This window comes from Maribacter sp. Hel_I_7, from assembly GCF_000688315.1.
GTDB classification, from domain to species: domain Bacteria; phylum Bacteroidota; class Bacteroidia; order Flavobacteriales; family Flavobacteriaceae; genus Maribacter; species Maribacter stanieri.
Genome location: NZ_JHZW01000002.1, coordinates 2,196,611 through 2,216,596 on the forward strand (window position 1 = coordinate 2,196,611; position 19,986 = coordinate 2,216,596).

Here is a 19,986-nt window from a genome sequence, read left to right on the forward strand (position 1 = left end):
GTTAACTTTACAATTCTAAGCATGAGATTTCCATTTTTCATGTTCAGAATTAAGGATAAAAGGGGGCGGGAGCGCCCCCTTTTTTTATACGGCCATTTTAAAGGCCTTTAATTTTTCGGTGCCGGTATAGGCCCCGTTTTCTTCATACTCTATTGCCCAATTGGCGTTTGTCGGTTTTACTATTTCTATGAATTTATGCATGTAATTACGATAATAGCTCCAAAGGAAATAGCGGAGCGCATTTACCTCATAGGGAATTCGGCAAGCTACCCACTCCTTCTCCTGGTTCAATACGATACTCTTTCTATCGAGTAGGGACTGGTCGGTAATTTTGTTGAATTTCAGGTATTCCTTCGTCAGACCACCGTTGTATTTCAGGATTTCATTGTGCAGTTTCGCCAAAGGTTTCTGTCCCTCGGGGTGGAATTTCACGGTAAGATGCTCCTTGTCGACCCTGACTAAAAAGTGGGAATCGTTGATAAAGGAGATCAGCATCAAATCCTGTATATAACCTTCGATTTTTGAGGAACCCGTAAAACTCAGCACCATCTTTTTCAATTTGGTACGCTTTAAGATTTGCAGGAGTATTTTAGAACTTCTGTAATTGATGTCGGAAAGTGCCAGGAAAATCACATTTTCCAGTTCAAACCTGCGTTGAAATGCCAAGGCCTCCATTGGGTTTCGCAACACGACCAGATTTTTTATGGTCTTGGGCACCTTACTGAACCAAACCGATTCGGATATGGCACTTTCTGCGAGCAAGGATAGCTTGCCTCCCTTTTCCGTGACATACCCCGTAAGGTTGTTGGCGAGATTCCGATATGGAAAATATAATTGGCCTTTGGAATTTTCGAATATCCTATTCTCGAAGATTTGCAAGGATGCCGACCGAGCTGTTTGCACGGTCAATGAAAACTCCGAATCGAAATCATTGAAATGATTGTAATCGAGCGCAACGGTCTCCAATGTACTTTTAGATGTATCGTTCAAAAAAAAGTCAGGATTCTTACCTATGAAAGTATAGAACTCATCGACCCTTGACCAAAGCCCTGATTTGGTATTTGTATCGTTGCGTGAAATACGCTCCAATATAAAATCAAATGGAGTGAGCTTCTTTTCGGGAGCGTTCGGTCTATAGTACCGATAACCCAGATCGGTGCTGATAACTATGTAACTGGAACCATGGGCGCAATAGCTGATATACTTCCGCATTTTCCGCTTTTCGGCCAATCCAAAATGTTCCAATAGAAAAACCAAGTCGAGGGTTTCGTCAAATTTTCGCCACTTACTGTTCATGTGTGTAAAAATTACATATATTTGCAATTATTACAGCAAATATAATAAATTTGTTGGAGTGTCAAAACTTTTGGTCGAAAATTTAGAAAAGAGAAACTATGGCCTGGTGGAAAAGTATTAGGAAAACAAGTGTCGGATGGATAAAGGGATACGCCTCAAAAGTAGGCGGTGTGACCAATTCAAACGATGTCGATCATTTTACCCCACAAAATGCCGCCTACTGGATTTACGTCGGATTGTTCTTTCTCTGTTTTATTGCCAACCGCTTTATTTATGGGGGTGTTCAAGAACCGGAAGACCTTGGTGCCTTGACGCAGCATCCCAAAATTTCTGAAAACGAGCCACGGACGGATGACATAGTATATCTAAAACTAAGCGAACTGTTCGTCCAGATGGAGAATTTCCAACAAATGGAACGAATAAAACCTTTCCTTCCGTTGTTTCCAAAAATTTTGGATAGCGTTCCCTCGGCAGTTCCTTTGTTTCGTGAACATTACGTTCTTTCAAGTCCCTATGGCAAACGCCACCATCCCGTACACAAGATTTCCAAAAACCATTTTGGTGTCGACCTGGCTGCGGCAAAGGATACTCCGATTTACGCTACCGCTGCCGGAAAGGTCATACGTATTAAAAACAGTCCAAAAGGTCACGGCTTACACATCGTTGTTTCCCACTCCCATGGTTTCCAAACACTTTACGGCCATATGGAATCGGTTTCGGTTACTGAAGGGGAGGCCATCGGCGCACACGATTTTATCGGAACCGTAGGTAGTACCGGTATTTCAACGGGTCCGCATCTTCACTACGAAATCATTAAAAACGCTAAGCGGATAGACCCAACAAGCTCCTTCAATTTGAAGTATGAAGTATACCTGAAATTGAAAAACCTATAACCGACCAAAAGCCATGAAAATAAAACTTGACCCACGCAGTCCGATCAAACTTTTTTTCAAAGTCAGGAACTTGGTGTCCCGTTTTCTCGACCCTAGTTTCAATACATTCCAGAAGTTTGAATATAAGGTCGATCCTACCGATGATTTGAACGACTTGAAAAAGTTACGTTATGTTCGAAATCTTGAGTTGGCCGACTCCGGTTTCATCAATACGGCATTGAAAGAACAATTAACGCGCTTAAAGCACAAAGATCTTTTGTTCCAAAAAGATAGAACGATCATTCCGGTAGGACGCATAACCATTTTGGAGGGCGATACTGCTTTGATGTCCATTCTATTAGGGTACTGCAAGTCGGAAAGCAAAAAGTACCTATCCTACAACAAAGTGAACAATTGTCCAGTTTGGTACGCCAATGACAATTCGGAATACGTGAGACTTGTAGAACGTATTTATCCGTCCCGATCCGATAAACTCTTTATGAAACATCGATATTTTCATAAAGACGTAGCGTATCTGGATAAAACCATCCAAAAGAAATCACTAGCATTTTTCAATACCGCTTTGAAAACGATGTATTCGCGGAATAAGTTCCTTCAAAACGGAATTCAGAGCATTGCACCGCCGACCGATATTACCGAGCAATTATCCCGTGGGCTGCCCATACGTATTGAAGATGGTAAGAACGGAATATTCGTGCCGACCACTATCCGGAAGGATTATGTGATTTTGGCACCCTATCTTGCCGTGAGCAATGACCGGAACCGAGTTTATTTTTCAACGGAAGAATTCCGTTCCCTACTTGGGGAAAAATCGATCACTCCTTTTGCCGAAACTAAAATTGGTTTATCACTTGGAACCTTCAATGACAAACTATTCTTAAAAGCGACGGCGGGAGAAAATTATGGGGGCACTCTCAAACAATGGACTGCGCTTGACGATTTTTTGAACTCCAAAAACATTTCCAAACTTCTGAAATATAGGATCGTAAACGATGTAATCAAGAAGAAGGACTTTTTCGTCATGACGGATGACATTCCCATTCAAAGTACGAAAACGGTACTAACAATCAATAAACATTATGGTTCCAACAAGACATTTTACGCCTTGATGAAAAATGGACGCAGGCCAAAGCTGGAAGCTTATAGACCGATTGCATCGCTAAAGGATAATTATCCTCATTATTATGCACTATATAGGGCATCTCGCGAACGTACCATTCAATCGGAAACTGCAAGGTCGCACAAACAAAAAGCTTTTAAAATCTCAATTTGAACCTATGTTATTTGAAATCAAAATTACCGACACGGTAGGGCATATTATTCTGAACGATATTTTTTATATGGATAGTATCACGGATTTAATGGACATATCCACCGATATGGTAATCCATGACCCCGAAGACCAGGATGAAAAGACCTTTAAGCTCACCATCCTATCCGAAAAAGAGTGTCATATCGATTACCGTTTCGCTGAATTGAGCACGGTAATGGTTTTCAAGAATATTCTTTACGACCGGCTTATCGAGCTTAACAGTCCTCTAGCAAGTCGAGAAACTGATTTGGAATTAACTTATAAATTAAAGGAACCTTTATAAAATCAATACAATGACACAAGAAGAACTTTTACTTACCCATAGCGTTATCGCTTTCCGAGCGGAACATTTTGAAACTATCAAGATTTGGGAACGACAGCTCGCCAAGGACGAGTGTGCCGCCGACCTTCATTTTTGCTATCATGCCTTGGAGGAATACCCCAATCTGATTGCACATCTTGACGCTGCCGAATACCGACTGGATTTCGCCATTAATGCCCATATCCTTCATGCCCGATTACAGGAACAGTTTCTCGACGATGGGCATACCGGGCCGATCGCCCTTGAACACGCCAACAACGAACTGTTGAAAATCTATAGTGCGCTCAATGAAAAAAGGCCCGTAGGACTGGCAGCCATTGTAAAAACCCTTCAATAATTCGCGATGCAAAATGATATTTTGAGGCGCATTCTTGATACGATAAAAGCTGCCAATCCCGGCGATTTTTATATCAATAACGGTGGCTTGGCAAAATTGGGGCAGCTGTTGTTCTATCCTCCAAATGGAAAGGAAAAAGTAGGACATGATTTGTTAGAAACTATCAAAGAAGCATTTCCGGAAACCTCGAAAGAAATTCTCGATTCCCTGAAACGATACCATCTGACCAGTTATTATACGCCAAAAGAGCTAATCGAGTATAAAATCAATCTGCTGAAAAAAAATGGTTTTGAACCAAAGACCATTTTGGAACCTTCGGCTGGAAACGGGGGCTACGTTCAGCAGCTAAAAAAAGCCTTCCCCAATGCCCGAATAACCGCTTTGGAACCGGATATCCTATCCTTTGAAATACTGAAGGCCAATAATATCAAAAGTCCGAATGTAACGATGCTCAACATCCCTTTCGAGGAATTCTATTTGAATCATGCAAAACAGGGGAAATTTGATTTGGTCATGACCAATATCCCTTTTGGGGATATCCCGATTACCAAGGCCTACCAGCACGATTATCTTACCGAACCTACGCTTAAGAACGTTGGTAATTATTTCAATGTATACGCACCTAAAATGGTTCGACAAGGCGGTATAACGGCCTTGATTACCTCTTCGGCCTTCTCCGAACGAAGTGCCTATGATGATTTTAGACAAAGAATCTTAATGGAAAACGATTTACTCCTGGCCAATCGTTTCAACACGGATCTGTTCTCCGAAGAAGGGACAAAGGTCATATCGGATTTATTGGTCTATCGAAAGACAACGAACAAAAACGTCCTTTCCAAAATTGAAATGCAATTTGTCGAAACCGATACCATTGAAATAGAAGGCCAAAGTTTTATGACCAATCAATTCTTTAAGGAGCATATCGAACAGGTCAACGGCAGTCCGAAACTTGGTTTTTTCCATAACCGACCGAGTATGGTGATCGAACCTGATGAAACATCCTTGTCGGAGTTTTTGGAACGGCAGTCCAATAATTTCGATTTTGTACAAATCGCCCCACCTCGAACGACCCAAAAAGTTCAGGAAACCGTTACCCAAGCATCAGCGATCGATAAAGAGGAACCCATAGTAGCCACAGTTCCTGAATTGGAAGTTGGTCCCGTGCCGATAAAATTGCAGGACAACGATGCCAAACAGTTTACCCGCTTGTTCTTTGGCAGCTACAATTTTGACGAGAAGGGAACGGTCTTCTTTTACACGGACCCTCATAGCGTTAGAAAAGTACCAAACAAAATTACCGAGCTGATACAGGATTACGCCAGAATGCGGAACGACCTAGTGCTTTTGAACCTCAATATAGATAAGGGCAGACTTTCTGAACAGGATATTACCCAACGCTTTCAGGATATCGATTACCAGTTGGACACTTTCCATTTCAAATGGGGCCCCCTGAAGGGGCATCTGATATTTCTGAAAGATGACCATTACTTTGAGCATATCCGGCAACAGTTCGAAAAAAAATTGGAGGGACAAAGCTATGGTAAGAACCCCGAGTTTACCCTGCAACGATTTTTACGATCGAAACCCGTAGAACGGGTAGAGGAACAAATACCGGAAACCGGCGAGCAACTACATATAACGCCAGAAGAAAAGCGGTTTGAGAATCCTGAAGAAATGGCGCGCTACCAGTTCGACCAAAAAGGAATAATCGATTTATCAAAAATAGCGGAAGCGTTCAAGACCAATGAAAAGGACCTGTTGCTTACCGCACTCGAAACACGTTCTTTTTTTCTGGAGCCCGATCCGCAATCCGAAACCGGATATAGAACAGTTCCCTATTTTCTATTTTCCAGCGGCTACATCCAAGATAAAATCGAATTCTTTAAGGGCAACCCCCTACCATATGAAATCGAATCGGAAAAAGTGGAACGGGCCTTATCGAATCTGTTGCCGGTTAAACTGGACCTGAACGACATCGAGTTCAATTTTGAAAGCCATTTTATCCCAATTACCGCGAAGGAATCCTTTTTAGAGGAACTCATTAACGAAAAAGTGCGAATTAACGTAGGTCAGTTCAATTCAACCTTGACGCTACTATTTCCAAGGGATTATAATCTGGAGGCCCATGAACGTTTTAGCGTAGTACTGCACCATGAGGTCAAGGCGGGTTACAAAAGAATATTACAGCATTTCGCGGAAAACAGATATCCCGTTATTTTCACTTCTTACAGGGACAGCTCAGGGAAGACCGTTAGAAAATTGGATAAGGACGCTACCTTGATGGCACAAAACCTGTACGAGGAACTACAGCTCCATTTCAAATCCTTTATAGAAGGGCGCCAAGAACTGAAAGCTACCATTGAGGATAACTACTACCAAGCTTTTTTGGCCGACATCAACATTACCGTACCCAAAGGTTGGCTCACGTTTCCTGAAACCTTGGTGTACCCGCCCTATCAGCATCAAATCGACTCCACTCTCTTCGGTCTTACAAAAGGAAGCGCCCTGAACGACCATCAGGTCGGCAAGGGCAAGACCCTTTCTATGGCTATGTTGGGCTATAAATTGAAACAACACGAGAAAAGCGAGCGCACTATGCTACTTACCCTAAAAAGTGTAGCCCCGCAAATCGAGGAAGAAATCAGGGCCAACTTTCCCGAACTGAACATCCTTCGGTTAAGTTCCAAGAATATGGCCAAAAGCAAGCGGCCCAAAACCTTACGCACTATAAAAGACAATAAATCCATTGACCTGATAATCGCCGAACATGGACATCTAAAGCAAATACCGAAAGAGCGGAGTTTTGTATTGGAAACCTTGGAAGAAAAAATCGAGATGATAGAGCAGGATTTGGAAACCGCAAAGCAATATGGAAATGGTAAGGAATCCAAGAAATTGATCAAAGGGATGATCAAACGAAAGGAACACTTGGAGGACAAGCTACAGGCCACACTAAAAAAGTTGAAAGAGCGTTCGACGGAAACCGAGATTACCTTGACCGATTTGCGTATCGAAGCCCTGATGATAGACGAGGCACATTATTTCAAAAATATCGGTTTCACGACCCGGCATCAGAACGTTTCAGGTCTTAACAGTCATTCGGACAGCCAACGGAACCTCGACCTTGAAATCAGTATCAAATCCGTTCATGCGCGGATGGGAACGGACAATAATGTCTTTTTTTATAGTGGTACGCCTTTGAAAAACTCCGTAACGGAACTGTACGCCTATCAACGCTACCTGACGCCATCGGCATTGAAACGCAAGAACATTTTTAATTTCGATGCCTGGGCCTCTATATTTTTGAAGCAAAGTGTAAGTATTGAACCCAATATCTTCGGAGACCCGAGAATGCACGCCCGTTTTCGGTACTATACCAACCTCCCCGAGCTGAGCAAGATGTACAATTCCTTTACGCACATCTGCCGGGACAAACATTTCAAGACACATAATCTGGAAGCCGATAGGGAGTTTGTGATTTTAGAGTCCACTCCGGCATACGAAGAACTTAAGCAAGCATCCCTGGAATTTACCAAGAACCGGAACCAAAAAGCGCTTTTCAAGTTGCCTATATATGATGATGAACAAATGAAATCCGCACATATTACCGCATTGAACATCAATAGGTCGCTTTTGATCGATCCTCTTGCCAAGGATAATATGGCCGTAAAATTTACGGAACTTGACCAGTTCAAACTGCACCGGCTGTGTCGCGATGTAGCTGAACTTTACAAAAAAACATCGGAACACAAAGGGGTTTGCCTAGTATTCTCCGACTTGAACGTTTGGAAACCGGGCCAGTACAATTCCTACGATACGGTGCGTGAGATACTTCTTGAAGAATACGGCATCCCTGCAAATGAAATTGCTTTGGCACAAGAGGAAAAAGCAAGGAATAGAACCGATAAAATGCAGGAGGAAATCCGGAGCGGGGAAATACGGGTAGCTCTGGGCAGTACCCAAGTATTAGGCACGGGCACCAACATTCAAAAAAGGGTGGTGGGCATATTTCATATGGATATTCCCTATTCCCCCGATGCTTTTGACCAACGGGCCGGACGCGGTCTACGAAAGGGCAATGAGGTAGCACAAGTTTATGGCAATACGGTCGTAGAACGCTTCTATGGCATAAAGGATTCCACCGATATCTTTTCCTATTCGCTCAATACCCATAAAGAAAAATTTCGGGAACAGATAAGGGAAGCCGACCCGAACAAACGTGTTTACGATGACCTTGTTCCCGATGACAAAAGCCTTTCCTATGAACAGATGCAGGCCGCCCTAATTGGCGATATGGACCAGTTTCAATTGGTAAAGCTTTCCGACGATCTTAAGTTTTTACAGTCGCAGAAACGATTGCACGAACTCAATAAGGCCAATTCCTATAAGGCCGTTGAACGGATCGAAACTGAGAACAAACATATCATCGCACAATTGGTCGAGCTTGAAGGCGCACAAAAAGTAATAAAAGGCTTCAACTTACCGGATGATGAAAATGCATTCGAGGATTCGTTTCAATTGAAGGAAGGACTGAACGATCTAATTTCAAGTTCCGTTCTTGTCACCAAAGAACTCGTGACCAAGGAACCCAAGGAGTTTCTTAGGCATCTAGGTTTTACGATCGTAGAACGGTCAAAGCTAAACCTGAACATTCAAAAACACAAAAGGGTCGCCCATTTTCCATCGTTAAATGCGAATCTCGCTTTTCAGGCAGACTATGTACCTTCAAACGAGCATTATCTTTACTCTTTTAGGTTGGAGTTTAAAAACATACATATTTCGGGTAGAAAGCAGCAGCGCTTCGACCCTGAAAAAGTGGCCATGCAACTTATCAAGTTATGTCAAAAAGTGGCGCGTGAGATCAAATCGAAAAAATTTGATCTGAACTATAATCTACGTACTTTGGAAACCCATCGCAAAAAAACGGCCATCGGTTTTCCTGATGACAAGATTGCGAAAATGCAGGTTTTAAAAGAGGAAATTAAAACGCTCAAGCGAAAACGCGCAGGTTAAAATCTAGGCCAGTCCAAGGTATATACCCAACAGGAATATTCTACGAGAATATCATTTTGTTTCATTTAAGCTTTTGCATTTCCCAACCTTCCAGAAATTAAGAAGTTCAAATAAACTTGAATAGTTTTTGCTGGCAGAAAAGAGAATACTGTCTCGAAAAAGGTTCCCTTTACAACACTTTTGATAAAAATAAGATTTTAACGGCCTCGGCTCGAGTAGTTGCGTGGGTTAGCAATAAACTTTGCAAGTACACACCAAGCTGAAAATCCTCGCGGATTTTCAGAAGTAGGCGAGAACAAGCAATTACTTATAGTTCTTAGTTATTAGCAACTGGTTTTATTAATTTTAATTTATTAGTCAATTCCAAGTCTTTTTTCCATTTCTCGCCATTGTTTACCGAACTCAATTTGTTCCTCTACTGCTTTTCGTTTTTCTTTTGGCAAACATTGAATACAAGTTGGATATTGAATTCCCTTGTAGTACTCCTTACATTTTGGGCATAATTCCATTTTGTACAAGTCATAGTTAGAGGCACATTTTTTACAAGCTGTTATTGTATCTTCAAAGGAAAGGTATTTGATGTTGTCGTTTAGATAAAGTATAAACGCTTTTTTTTCAATAGATTCAGCGTCTTTATTCTTTGCTATATTTCTTTGAAACCAATACTTAATATTTGATAGGTTATGTTTATTTCTCCATTTATCATTTGAAACAAAGCACTTATCTCGCACTTCATATGCGTCCTCATCTTCGAAAAAAATAGAAATCAGTTCGATTGCCGACCTATAAATCGCTTCTTCAAATTCGTGCTTACAATCCGCACATCGATATTTTGGAATTTTTCTTACCCTTTCGCTCGGGTTTTTACTCATACAATTTGAACACAATGGAATCGGCACATATTCATAATTATTTAATACGTGATTTCTATATTTGGATTTATCAATTTCGGAATTGCTATCTATGTAGTGATTTGTGTAGGTTCTTGTTATCTTTCTTAAATATTCGTTGTATTTCTTTGGATGAGACAGATGCTGTAACGTTAAAGTTTCTGTACTACTGCATATTTGGCATTTTTCTTTAATGAATTTCAGCCTTCTTTCTTTCCAGTCTTTTGTATGCCAAGAACGTTGTCCTTCTTTGAAGTCTTTCCAACATTGCTCTTTTGCAAGTTCTATCCCAATCTCATTATTTATGAGTTTGTCTCTTAATTCTATAAGCTCAACGTATGTTAACATTCGAATTCTATACTTATGTGTTTATGAACGCAATGTCAGTTTAACTTGCTGCTAACGGTCTCGGCTACAGCAAGTAGGGTAGAAAGGAAACTTTTCGTTTACGTCTACGCTCGTAGCCAAAGCTTTTTGTTTTGTGATTATTTTTTCTTTTTTAATTGCCAAAGGAAGATTTGGCGGACTTAGTAAACAAGCCCAAGCCATTAAATATAGCACTTTATGCCCTATTTGCTATAGCATTGTTGGGGCATCGTACTTTTCCGTCCACTATTTTTTGGTAAGATATTTTTTCATAATCCAACCTGTACGCGGTGATTGGTCTTGTAAATCTAGATAGCTGACCAATGCCCATTTGTGATTAATATTCAATACAATCAGTTCAAAATCTGGTGGCAAAGTGTCAAGAGTCAAAGTTTTCTTCTTGGGTTTTAGCATTACTTTACACTCAACTTTGGTCGTTCTAAACTCCTTTTGTTCCTTGATTTTTTTCTCGAACGTTGAAAATTGTGTTTTTATAACCTCGTTAATCTCCTCTTTGGTAGCAAAGTCAGGCTTTGGAGTCCAATTCCTTATTTCGCCTGATATAGCTAAAAGAAAACTTAGTATTGCAATTATTTTCCAAATTACGGAGCTTTCTTCTTTATCAATTTGGTCAACTTTAATTTCTATTTTACCTAAAAAATCTTCTAGTTCCTTAAGGTTTTCTTTTGTAATCCCTTCGTCATTAACTATTTGTTCATTAATTGAAACTGCTTTAGCTGTAATCTCTTCAAAGTCCGAAAAGAGATTCCATTTTTGTTGTGATGCGGCTAACTTTGCTAATTCGCTAGACACTCCAGTAAACGCATATTGTAAATTTGCTATTTGGCTAGCAGAAGGTAAATTCATAGCTAGATTATCAAAACTGGCAAATAAAGATTTATGTTGAGTCTCTATTTTTGCTAATGAATCCAACACCGTTTTTGGAAATATTGTATTCGATTTAAAGGCTGCCAATCTTGCAATGTCACTTTGCTTTAAAATTGAACCAATCCTTGTGTCAAGTCCATTAATATTTTTCAGCAGTTCTTTCTGTATTGCAAATCCAGCCATTTGGCTTTGCCATTTAGTTGATTTCAACATTTTCAATACAGAATCGTTTAACATAGGAGACACGCCAACTTTATTTTGAAGGTTTACTGTGCCCAAAGTGTCTGCCAAAGTTTTCATATTTTCAGATATTTTATCCAAATGCTAAAAATTTTCAGTATGTGCCCCAACGTAGGCATAATAAATATATGTTCATTATGCACCAAATATAGCGGATAAAACATATACATGTTTTATGCAGCTATGATGATTCAACTTAACTTTCAAAGAATTGGTGTCGGAAAAATAACTGTCTCATAAAAAGGCCAATTGTCGGGACACTTTGGATAAAGCCGTTCTGTTATTTTAAGGGTGTCCCAAACTTGGTCCTTTTTAATAGTTTCGTTAATTGACCTTTTAGGGGACATTTTAAGGTTCAAAAATTTTACTCAAAAAACCAATCCCCACATTCATTTTTCATCATTGAAATGTTATTTCCAATCATTTTTTACAATCGGCTATAAAATTAATCGAACTCCGTATAGACAATTGTGTCAATCCGCCCAATCCCAACATACGAACACCTGTTCCAACGCCCCTTCGGGGCGCTTTTTTGTGGATAGGGAGAAAGAAGTCAAGGGTGGAATTTTGTCCGGTTTTTCGGGTATTGCCGAAGGTTTGGGCGTATCTTGAAAGTAGTTAAATGACTGTATAACAATCAAATACTACTTCAAGATGAGCAATTTTTTTTCGACCTTAAAACAGATGGGTATCGAACAGTACGGCATCAGCATTCTGTTCGATGATGAGACGGTCAGCGTATCCGTGCTTCCAAAATCCAACGCCAAGGATAAGGCACTCCAAACCCTAAAACCACTTACCCTTAGAGGAACGATTGAAGAAGTGGACGAGAAATTCTTTCAAATACTTCAAAAACCTTTGGAACAGACCAATGCCCTATTCAGGAACACCGTTGCCTTTGAGCAAGCATTGAAAGAAACCGAACAGAAGACCCAACAGGCCAAAAAGAAAAAGGAATCCGTTTCCAAGAAGGCGACCGAGTTAAAACAACTTTTAAAGGAGAAGGATTTTAACCCGATGGAAGACCACAAAAAGGCGACCGATCTTGCCAAAGCAATTTTGAAGATAGATCCGAACCACAAAGAAGCGCAGAAGGTCGTCAAGGACATGGAAGTGTATGAATCCCCAAATCTGTTCAGATAATGGAAGTAGCGACTATCACACGAAAGTATGTTTATCAAGACGGGAACAATAACTCCATTGAGTTGGACGACATTGATTACGAATTGAGCCACGAGCAGGTCATGGAACACTATTCACAGTTGTATCCCGAACTGACCAACGCCAATATCACGGACAAGGGTATCGTAAACGGCTACCATGAAATCCACTTCAAGACCTTGGCGGGAACGAAAGGATGATTCCATGAACGTAGACGAATTTTTGAGACAAGAACAATGTACACCGAAATACAGATCGAACCCATCCAAAGAACTCGCACCCTTCCACGACCGATTGTTTCGGGCGGTACAACAGAAACACTACCAAAGGGGAACGCAAAGACCCAAAGTACTGCAACCGAAAGTTTTTCCCTTTCTGACATAAGCGTTGCGCCAGTTCTTGCGGAACCTTTAGTGAGTGAAGAATATGACGTTGACACGAAGGCACTTGCCCGATTAATGATAAACGTAACCCGAAATTTTGCGGGCAATATTGACGAGTGGCAATTCTCGGTCTCCGATAGTCTGGACGATTTGATACTTCGTTGTATGAATAGGCTTGTTGTGAAGGGCAATATCGATCATATCGAAGTGTTACAGGACGATGCACATTTACGACTGATACTGAAACGGTTCATCGCCAACCGCAGCACGGTGTATCTGATTCCGATCCTTCCTGTAATCGAACTGAGACATCGAAATTGCAAACTTTATCACATCCTGCTATCCTTTATCAAGAGCCTACCCTATGGGGGTCTGTTCCCAAAATATGAATCGAGAATCGATTGGTTATGGGAATTTCTTTTCGAGGAAGTTGAGAATTACATAGACAACAAAAAAATCATGAAGAACCATTCCACAACATTCTATGCGAGGTACAAGACTTTTTTGGAAGACTATGAAATCAGGGATTGGAAAGCCTTATTAGATAGCTACCGCCCCCGAAAACCCATTTACAAGCAAATCAAAGAACTATTGTTAAAGGCGGAAAAAATTGATTTTCAAGTGCCTTTTCAGTTGAGTGTCAGGGACGAGTATGATTGTATGTTCGAGCATTGGGAATCGTTTTTAGTCGTCGATCGTACCGATAGTGCATTTGCCAATGGGTATATCCAAATGCTGAACGATTGCTCCAACGACTACGATATCATATCCACCTATCAACATACCATTGCCGAAGATGGCAATATCGAACCTTTTGATGAAGGGATTCCTTATAGATTGAACCGATTGGAAGAATTTATCAGCGATCTGAACGAACTTTTAAACGAACTCTAACACATGGAACGAGTAGCAATATTACAGGCAACCGACCACTATCTACCTAAGTTTGCCATTATCGGGCATGCCAAGGAAGATAACTATTACCGCAACGACCACTATTTTTCGTATCACGAAGTAGCAGGAACAAAGTTGACCGCAGGAATGCCCTTGACAAAGGACACCGCCCGAAACATCTTTACCTGTTTGGAAGGGGAATTGATAAAGTTCCGGTTTAAGGGAATACTTCCGAAAAATCTGATACACTTCGATTTCAAGGGCAATTTTCAATTGATATGGTACGCCCATCCCAAACAACGGATGCTCTATTTTGAGACCAAAACGGGTATCCCGTCAGGCAAATACCCCTTGCCCAAACTGGTCTTTAAACTAGAGGGAAACTCATTAAAGGTATTCGCCATAAAACGAAAGGACACTCTAACGGACAATACCGCCTTATATCATGCCCCGATGCTGAATACAGGTAAACAAGGCAACGTTTGTATGGGCAATGCTTCGATGGATTATGACGGCTTTGATTACTATGAGGATGTTATGGGATTTGTCGAACAACAGTTTTTCCGCTCGGTTTTTACCGAAACGCACCATACTAGTTTGGTCGATGGCAATATTGTAAACGTCATGAAACAGAATTTCGAGAAACCGTCATTCGATGATGGATTATTGATAGTGAACAAAATGACTTTAAACGAACTCTATGAAAACTAGAATCCATTTTGCACCCAACTATTTTTACAACCCAACACATCCTATTACGATAGCGTTGATCGGAGTAGGGGGTACAGGTTCGTTGATGCTCGCAAGATTGGCACGGATAGATTATGCCCTTCGGCAAACAGGACACCCAGGGGTTCATGTAATCGCCTATGATTCCGATAGAGTGGAAGCCAATAATGTGGGGCGACAGTTGTACACCCTATCTGACGTAGGGGAATATAAAGTCTTCCAAGCGGTCAATAAGGTCAACATGGCTTTTGGACTGCAATGGCAGGGTATTCCGATGGATGCATTGTCAAGTGGCAAGGATATTCGGGCAAACATCGTCATTACTTGTGTTGACAACGCCAACTTTCGTTTGCGATTGGCAAAATCATTTCAGTACCCCCATAAAGGTGCAGATTACGAAACCATGTTCTATTGGTTGGATATGGGCAACAGCAGAAACACGGGGCAGTTCGTTTTGGGAACGCTTTTCGATGAAGAACGGAAAATGGAGCGTGAAGATTTTGAAATGGTGGATAAATTGAAAAACATCATCGATTTCTTCCCCGATTTGGATGCGCACGATACCCCAAACTTACAAGGGGAGGGATGCGCCTACTCCGATAAGCTGAACGAGCAATCCCTGTTTATCAACGATGTATTGGTCGCACATGCGTCCGACTGTCTGTTTCGGTTGTTGTATCATAAGCAGATACAGAAGCACGGGGCGTTCGTGAATTTGGAATCGGGCAAGGTAAACTCGATCGGGGTCTGACTTTTTTTAGAAAAAAAAATAACAACAAAAATGGAATTTAAAGGAACAAAAGGAAATTGGACTATTAGGGAAAATGCTACGATTTTTACCAACGGTTCAGAACACAGGTATTTAGAAATCATAACGGATTACAGATTATCAGAAAACCATATCAACACTATCGCAAAACTTCCGTTGGACAGAGCCGAATGCCCCTATTCTTTGACAGTAGGACAAATCAATGCCAATGCCCTTTTAATGGTCGAATCCAAAAATCTTTTGGAAGCGTTGGAAAAATCCAAAAACACCCTTTTTAATTGTATTTCGGAATTGCCCGAATCCTATCAGGGGGCGGCAAGGGATCAGGCTGAAATGTGTAAAAATGTAATTCTAAAAGCAACAAGAATAGTATAGGTTACCGATTATGAAAATTTTTGAAACACATGAGAAGGTTTTTCTTAAAAAAGAACACTATTGGGTAATCCATGATTTCGTCTACCGTAACGATAGAAACCGATTACAAGGGAAAAAACTCGAAGCCCTCTACCGCTTAATACAATTGAAAGGAAAACCATTGGATTTCGGTACAGACCATGAATTCTATGGTGTAAAGGTAATAGAGTATGCGGATCAGGATTTTATAGGCTTTATACGAACAGGGATTTCAAAAAAGACTTTTTTTCCGTGCAAACTAAAGATTGTAGCCCTTAGGGCTTTAGGTAATCTTGGAAAATCAAAATCAATGGTTCATAAATGAATTCCTAAAGTTCAAACTACTTAAACAAATAAAATCAGGGATAAAGTAAGGATTTTGTCAGCCTTGAATATAAAAACAGATTCGACTTAAAATTAAAAGATTATGCTATCACTTGAAATTCTATATCAAAAATTACCCTTTCTAGGTTTTATCATTTTCATGGCCATTATTATTAAAGGATTGCTTAGGTTCAAACGTTTCTTGAGAATCCCGTTGTTGCTCTTTCTTTTCATTATGGTCGGCATACCCTTTATTAAGGATCTGATATGGCTCTTCGGTGCTATCGAAATATCGGTTTGGGGATTCTATGTTGCAAAAAGTTGGTAGAAGTCGTATTCCTAATCGTAACATTCGGTGTTCTAGGCTATTTGACCTATCTCTTTCTCTCCCTCCCCATGGTTTCTGCGGAAGTTGCGCAAAAGCCGCACCTTATCGGCCTCCCGACATCCCTGCGGGATGTCGGGGCCGAACGGTTTGCTTTCGCGCAACCCCCTCGAAACGGAACGGAAACGTATGGAAGTCCCCTACGGGGATTCCACACATTTCCTTTCATATTATCGGTTCAGACTGTTTTTTTGCTATTCCGTTCGACCTTGTTTCCATAATGGTGGCATTAAACTTATTTGTAACAAAAATTTACTAAATTTGTTACAAAATAGATTTGTATCCATGGAGAGCGTTGAGTACAAAATTAAAAAGTCCATCTCTAAAAAGGGTAGGGGAGAACTTGTATTTCCTGATGACTTCAGAGAACTGGGTTCGCCCGAAGCAATACGTTTGGCACTTCACAGAATAGAAAAAGAGGGCTTTATAAAAAGGGTAGCCCAAGGGATTTATGTACGCCCCACGGTAAGTAAATACGTGGGAGAGGTGTTGCCAACGGCCGAGGAGATTGCAATGGCCATTGCCAAAAGGGACAAGATCAGGTTGGTGCCTACCGGGGTATATGCCCTAAGTGCGTTGGGGCTTAGCACACAAGTTCCCATGAAACTCGTATTTCTTACCGACGGAGCTCCTCGGGAGATAAAACTGGGAAAACGGAGTATAAAATTAAAGAAGACCACGCCCAAGAACTTATCGGCCAAGGGAGAGATAAGCCGATTGGTAATACAGGCCCTTCGTGAAATCGGAAAAGAACAATTGACCGATGAGGAAGAAGCAAAAATCGTGTCGCTTTTGAAAAAAGAAGACCAAAAAGACCTACTTCACGATATAGCATTGGCACCGGCATGGATTCGGAAAATTATGGAAAAGAGCTTGGGGCATGAATAAAATGAGATTTTTCGACATACCTGTAGCGGACAGGCTTGCCATTTATAAAAATGTGGAAAACAAAACGGGAATCCCCGATTTTGCCGTTGAAAAGGATTGGTGGGTCGTCCAGTCATTGAAGGTCATCTTTGAAATGGGGATAGCGGGACATTTGGTCTTTAAGGGCGGGACCTCGCTAAGCAAGGCATGGAAACTCATAGAACGGTTTAGTGAAGATGTTGACTTGGCCGTTGACCGCGGATTTTTTGGGTATTCGGGGGACCTATCAAAAAAACAACTCACTAAGTTGAGGAAAGACACAAGCTCCTATATTTCTGGGGAATTTTATCCGGAGCTACAAGAGCGATTTAAGAAAAAAGGATTCAAGGATGTCGGTTTCAACATCGTTCCCGCCGAATCAAGTGACCAAGACCCGCGCATTATTGAAATCTACTATCCTTATATCACGAAATCTCCCGGATATATTCAGCCAAGGGTGCAGGTCGAACTAGGTTGCCGCTCCCTAAGAGAACCTTTTGATGTAAAACCGATAAGCTCTTTTGTGGATGAACAATATCCTGATGCCGAATTTGTCGAACCTCAAGTATCCGTTCCCTCCGTAACCCCCGAAAGAACTTTTTTGGAAAAACTGTTCCTACTGCACGAGGAATTCCAACGTCCCAAGGAAAAAATAAGGGTAGACAGGCTAAGCCGTCATTTATACGATATTTTTCAATTATCGAAAACGGAATTTGCGACCAATGCCATCCATAACCAAGGATTATATGAAACCATCGTAAACCATAGATTTGTTTTTACGAAACTTGGTGGGGTCGATTATAATTTCCACCAGCCTCAACACATACGGCCCGTTCCATCATCGAAATTTGAAGAAGCATGGAGGTCGGATTACAGAACAATGCAGGAGCAGATGATTTATGGGGATTCCCCATCCTATGAAAAGTTGGTACAGGGAATTCAAGCTTTCTTAAAAAAGATGAATGCATTGGATTGGAAAATGGGAATGGAATTTCCCTTGCCAAAAAGTTAAGAACAATTTACATTGATTAAATTTATACCATGTCGGAAACCCAATATAAAGTACTGGATTTTAGTCGGCCTATCGATCGACAATCTTTCGGGGAGGTCATGGATGAATTGAATTCCACTTCCCACAATACCTCTACGCTTTCCGACGGTCAATTGAAAACCCTTATCGCGACTGTATTTACGTATGGACTTCATTACGACGAAGTCCCCGAAGAGCGAAGGGAACTGCTGTTAAAGGCAATTCTGGAAGGTAAACAACCGCTGTTCGACCTATCCCAAACATTTGCAAGACATCTGATAAACAACCTGGATGGTCACGCGAAATTACAGTTGGAAGCACTCCAGATTATTGAGTATGATTTGAAAAAACCATTGACCAATGAATTGCTAGTGGATTTTGTGGAAATGGAACTGTTAGACCAGACCACCTCGTACCGAAAATGGGAATATGGTCGATTCTCTATGGCTTATTTGGCCGCGCATTTATCAATACAGGACGGATGGGAAAATGTGGAGAAAAACGTGAAAGAAAAGAAACCGCGTCCCGAGGTTTATCTCAAAAATTTTGGCAAGGAATTGGAAAATTCCCGCTATAATCTCGATGCGCATGAACAACTACTGCTGCATCTTATCGTGAAGTCCAAGCTGTGGCCAGATAAGTCTGCTCTAACAGATTATTTGTTGGCGGGTTCGATAACGCAACAACACCTATTGGGCCTTTCCTTACGGTCTGAAAAACTTGCCTCGACCTTGAAAAATGCTTTGCAGAATCTTCCAACCATAAACAAACGCAGGGGCGGTCCAAAGTTATGATTCCATCCGAAAAACTACTCAGGTATCTGGAAGATTTGGCCAAGGAGGAACATCCAGAAATCAATGGAAAGGAATATTCCCAATCACAAGTTATATTGGCCGAACGTTTGGTACGAGATCTTCAAAAAGCAATCGGCATCGCTTCACAAAAGCCGAAACTTTCCCGTAGAAGGGCTTTTATCGTAATCTTGGAAGAACTTTATTACGATGTCCCGAAATATCCCAATGACCTGACCCTTGACGGAATTCACAGAAGGGCTTCCCAACGGTTCGAGTACATGAACAGGGACGTAAAATCCTTTACCACGCCGACAGAGGTACATCCCAAAGACCCCTGTACTTTTTATGAGGACAATGCCCATGCCAAGGCACGCTACAAATCGGCATTGCAATATCTTGTATTGGAATCTCATAGATACTTTGAAGTTCCCGAAGCCGAAACTTCCCTCGAAATCCTGTTCGAGGATGTAAAACTCTGCTGAATCCATTTACCGTACAATACCCCATGTACGCCAAAGCCCCTGTTGACTTGCGATATGTTTTAGGTTTGGCCTAAGTTAATCGGAGGTCACGTAGCAAGCCATGTTTTTGTAAACAAAAACCGCTCACTTTGTTCGCGTGGCCTGTCGGGGAATCTCCCCGAACCCCTAAAATATAGCAT

At 41.2% G+C, this 19,986-nt stretch carries 20 protein-coding genes; 16 read left to right on the forward strand and 4 right to left on the reverse strand.

Annotation, left to right across the window (positions count from 1 at the left end):
* Positions 1 to 84: 84 nt before the first annotated feature.
* On the reverse strand, positions 85 to 1,296 hold the full coding sequence (locus tag P178_RS0111140) for a hypothetical protein (protein ID WP_027066298.1): 1,212 nt from the start codon (positions 1,294 to 1,296) through the stop codon (positions 85 to 87).
* Positions 1,297 to 1,394: 98 nt separating this feature from the next.
* On the opposite strand from P178_RS0111140, the gene P178_RS22675 reads away from it, so the two are divergent.
* The 5 genes from P178_RS22675 to P178_RS0111165 all read left to right on the forward strand — a co-directional run bounded on the left by P178_RS22675 (position 1,395) and on the right by P178_RS0111165 (position 9,173).
* Positions 1,395 to 2,189 (forward strand): M23 family metallopeptidase, encoded by a 795-nt coding sequence (locus P178_RS22675; RefSeq protein ID WP_051638246.1) that lies wholly within the window; start codon positions 1,395 to 1,397, stop codon positions 2,187 to 2,189.
* Positions 2,190 to 2,202: 13 nt separating this feature from the next.
* A complete protein-coding gene (locus P178_RS0111150) occupies positions 2,203 to 3,462 on the forward strand; it encodes a hypothetical protein (RefSeq protein ID WP_027066299.1) in 1,260 nt (419 codons plus the stop codon).
* Between the two features lie 88 nt (positions 3,463 to 3,550).
* On the forward strand, positions 3,551 to 3,784 hold the full coding sequence (locus tag P178_RS0111155; RefSeq protein WP_155941622.1) for a hypothetical protein: 234 nt from the start codon (positions 3,551 to 3,553) through the stop codon (positions 3,782 to 3,784).
* A 10-nt stretch (positions 3,785 to 3,794) separates the two neighbouring features.
* Positions 3,795 to 4,160, forward strand: a complete 366-nt coding sequence (locus tag P178_RS0111160) for a hypothetical protein (RefSeq protein ID WP_027066301.1) — start codon at positions 3,795 to 3,797, stop codon at positions 4,158 to 4,160.
* A gap of 6 nt (positions 4,161 to 4,166) precedes the next feature.
* The gene (locus P178_RS0111165; protein WP_027066302.1) at positions 4,167 to 9,173 is read left to right on the forward strand and encodes a helicase-related protein; all 5,007 of its coding nucleotides are present in this window, start codon (positions 4,167 to 4,169) and stop codon (positions 9,171 to 9,173) included.
* A 353-nt stretch (positions 9,174 to 9,526) separates the two neighbouring features.
* Here P178_RS0111165 and P178_RS0111170 read toward each other — a convergent pair whose 3' ends face one another.
* The gene (locus P178_RS0111170; protein WP_027066303.1) at positions 9,527 to 10,411 is read right to left on the reverse strand and encodes a hypothetical protein; all 885 of its coding nucleotides are present in this window, start codon (positions 10,409 to 10,411) and stop codon (positions 9,527 to 9,529) included.
* A gap of 264 nt (positions 10,412 to 10,675) precedes the next feature.
* On the reverse strand, positions 10,676 to 11,617 hold the full coding sequence (locus tag P178_RS0111175) for a hypothetical protein (RefSeq protein ID WP_027066304.1): 942 nt from the start codon (positions 11,615 to 11,617) through the stop codon (positions 10,676 to 10,678).
* Between the two features lie 594 nt (positions 11,618 to 12,211).
* Between P178_RS0111175 and P178_RS0111180 the strand changes: the two genes are divergently transcribed.
* From P178_RS0111180 to P178_RS0111205, 7 genes are read left to right on the forward strand one after another with little or no spacing between them, the layout of a single operon-like run.
* Positions 12,212 to 12,700 (forward strand): PRTRC system protein E, encoded by a 489-nt coding sequence (locus tag P178_RS0111180; protein ID WP_081819427.1) that lies wholly within the window; start codon positions 12,212 to 12,214, stop codon positions 12,698 to 12,700.
* On the forward strand, positions 12,700 to 12,918 hold the full coding sequence (locus P178_RS22905; protein WP_081819428.1) for a PRTRC system protein C: 219 nt from the start codon (positions 12,700 to 12,702) through the stop codon (positions 12,916 to 12,918). The genes P178_RS0111180 and P178_RS22905 overlap by 1 nt, the downstream gene beginning before the upstream one ends.
* 36 nt (positions 12,919 to 12,954) lie before the next feature.
* Positions 12,955 to 13,995 (forward strand): hypothetical protein, encoded by a 1,041-nt coding sequence (locus P178_RS0111185; protein WP_027066306.1) that lies wholly within the window; start codon positions 12,955 to 12,957, stop codon positions 13,993 to 13,995.
* 3 nt (positions 13,996 to 13,998) lie between these two features.
* Complete coding sequence (locus P178_RS22680) at positions 13,999 to 14,706, forward strand: hypothetical protein (RefSeq protein WP_027066307.1); 708 nt, start codon at positions 13,999 to 14,001, stop codon at positions 14,704 to 14,706.
* Positions 14,696 to 15,475, forward strand: coding sequence for a PRTRC system ThiF family protein (locus P178_RS0111195; RefSeq protein WP_027066308.1), 780 nt, complete (start codon positions 14,696 to 14,698; stop codon positions 15,473 to 15,475). Before P178_RS22680 ends, P178_RS0111195 begins: the two co-directional genes overlap by 11 nt.
* 30 nt (positions 15,476 to 15,505) lie before the next feature.
* Complete coding sequence (locus P178_RS0111200; RefSeq protein WP_027066309.1) at positions 15,506 to 15,868, forward strand: hypothetical protein; 363 nt, start codon at positions 15,506 to 15,508, stop codon at positions 15,866 to 15,868.
* 10 nt (positions 15,869 to 15,878) lie between these two features.
* Entirely contained in the window at positions 15,879 to 16,211 is a 333-nt protein-coding gene (locus P178_RS0111205; protein ID WP_027066310.1) for a hypothetical protein, read from the forward strand.
* A 141-nt stretch (positions 16,212 to 16,352) separates the two neighbouring features.
* Here P178_RS0111205 and P178_RS23245 read toward each other — a convergent pair whose 3' ends face one another.
* Positions 16,353 to 16,562, reverse strand: coding sequence for a hypothetical protein (locus tag P178_RS23245; protein WP_155941623.1), 210 nt, complete (start codon positions 16,560 to 16,562; stop codon positions 16,353 to 16,355).
* Between the two features lie 318 nt (positions 16,563 to 16,880).
* Here P178_RS23245 and P178_RS0111215 point away from each other — a divergent pair, with 318 nt between their 5' ends.
* From P178_RS0111215 to P178_RS0111230, 4 genes are read left to right on the forward strand one after another with little or no spacing between them, the layout of a single operon-like run.
* Positions 16,881 to 17,483 (forward strand): DUF6088 family protein, encoded by a 603-nt coding sequence (locus P178_RS0111215; protein ID WP_027066312.1) that lies wholly within the window; start codon positions 16,881 to 16,883, stop codon positions 17,481 to 17,483.
* Positions 17,476 to 18,513 (forward strand): nucleotidyl transferase AbiEii/AbiGii toxin family protein, encoded by a 1,038-nt coding sequence (locus tag P178_RS0111220; RefSeq protein ID WP_027066313.1) that lies wholly within the window; start codon positions 17,476 to 17,478, stop codon positions 18,511 to 18,513. Before P178_RS0111215 ends, P178_RS0111220 begins: the two co-directional genes overlap by 8 nt.
* 29 nt (positions 18,514 to 18,542) lie before the next feature.
* Positions 18,543 to 19,325 carry a hypothetical protein gene (locus P178_RS0111225; protein WP_027066314.1) on the forward strand — a complete coding sequence of 261 codons (783 nt, stop codon included), beginning with the start codon at positions 18,543 to 18,545 and terminating at the stop codon, positions 19,323 to 19,325.
* Positions 19,322 to 19,807: a hypothetical protein gene (locus tag P178_RS0111230; protein WP_027066315.1), complete on the forward strand. Its 486-nt coding sequence runs from the start codon at positions 19,322 to 19,324 to the stop codon at positions 19,805 to 19,807. The genes P178_RS0111225 and P178_RS0111230 overlap by 4 nt, the downstream gene beginning before the upstream one ends.
* The last annotated feature ends 179 nt before the right edge of the window (positions 19,808 to 19,986 follow it).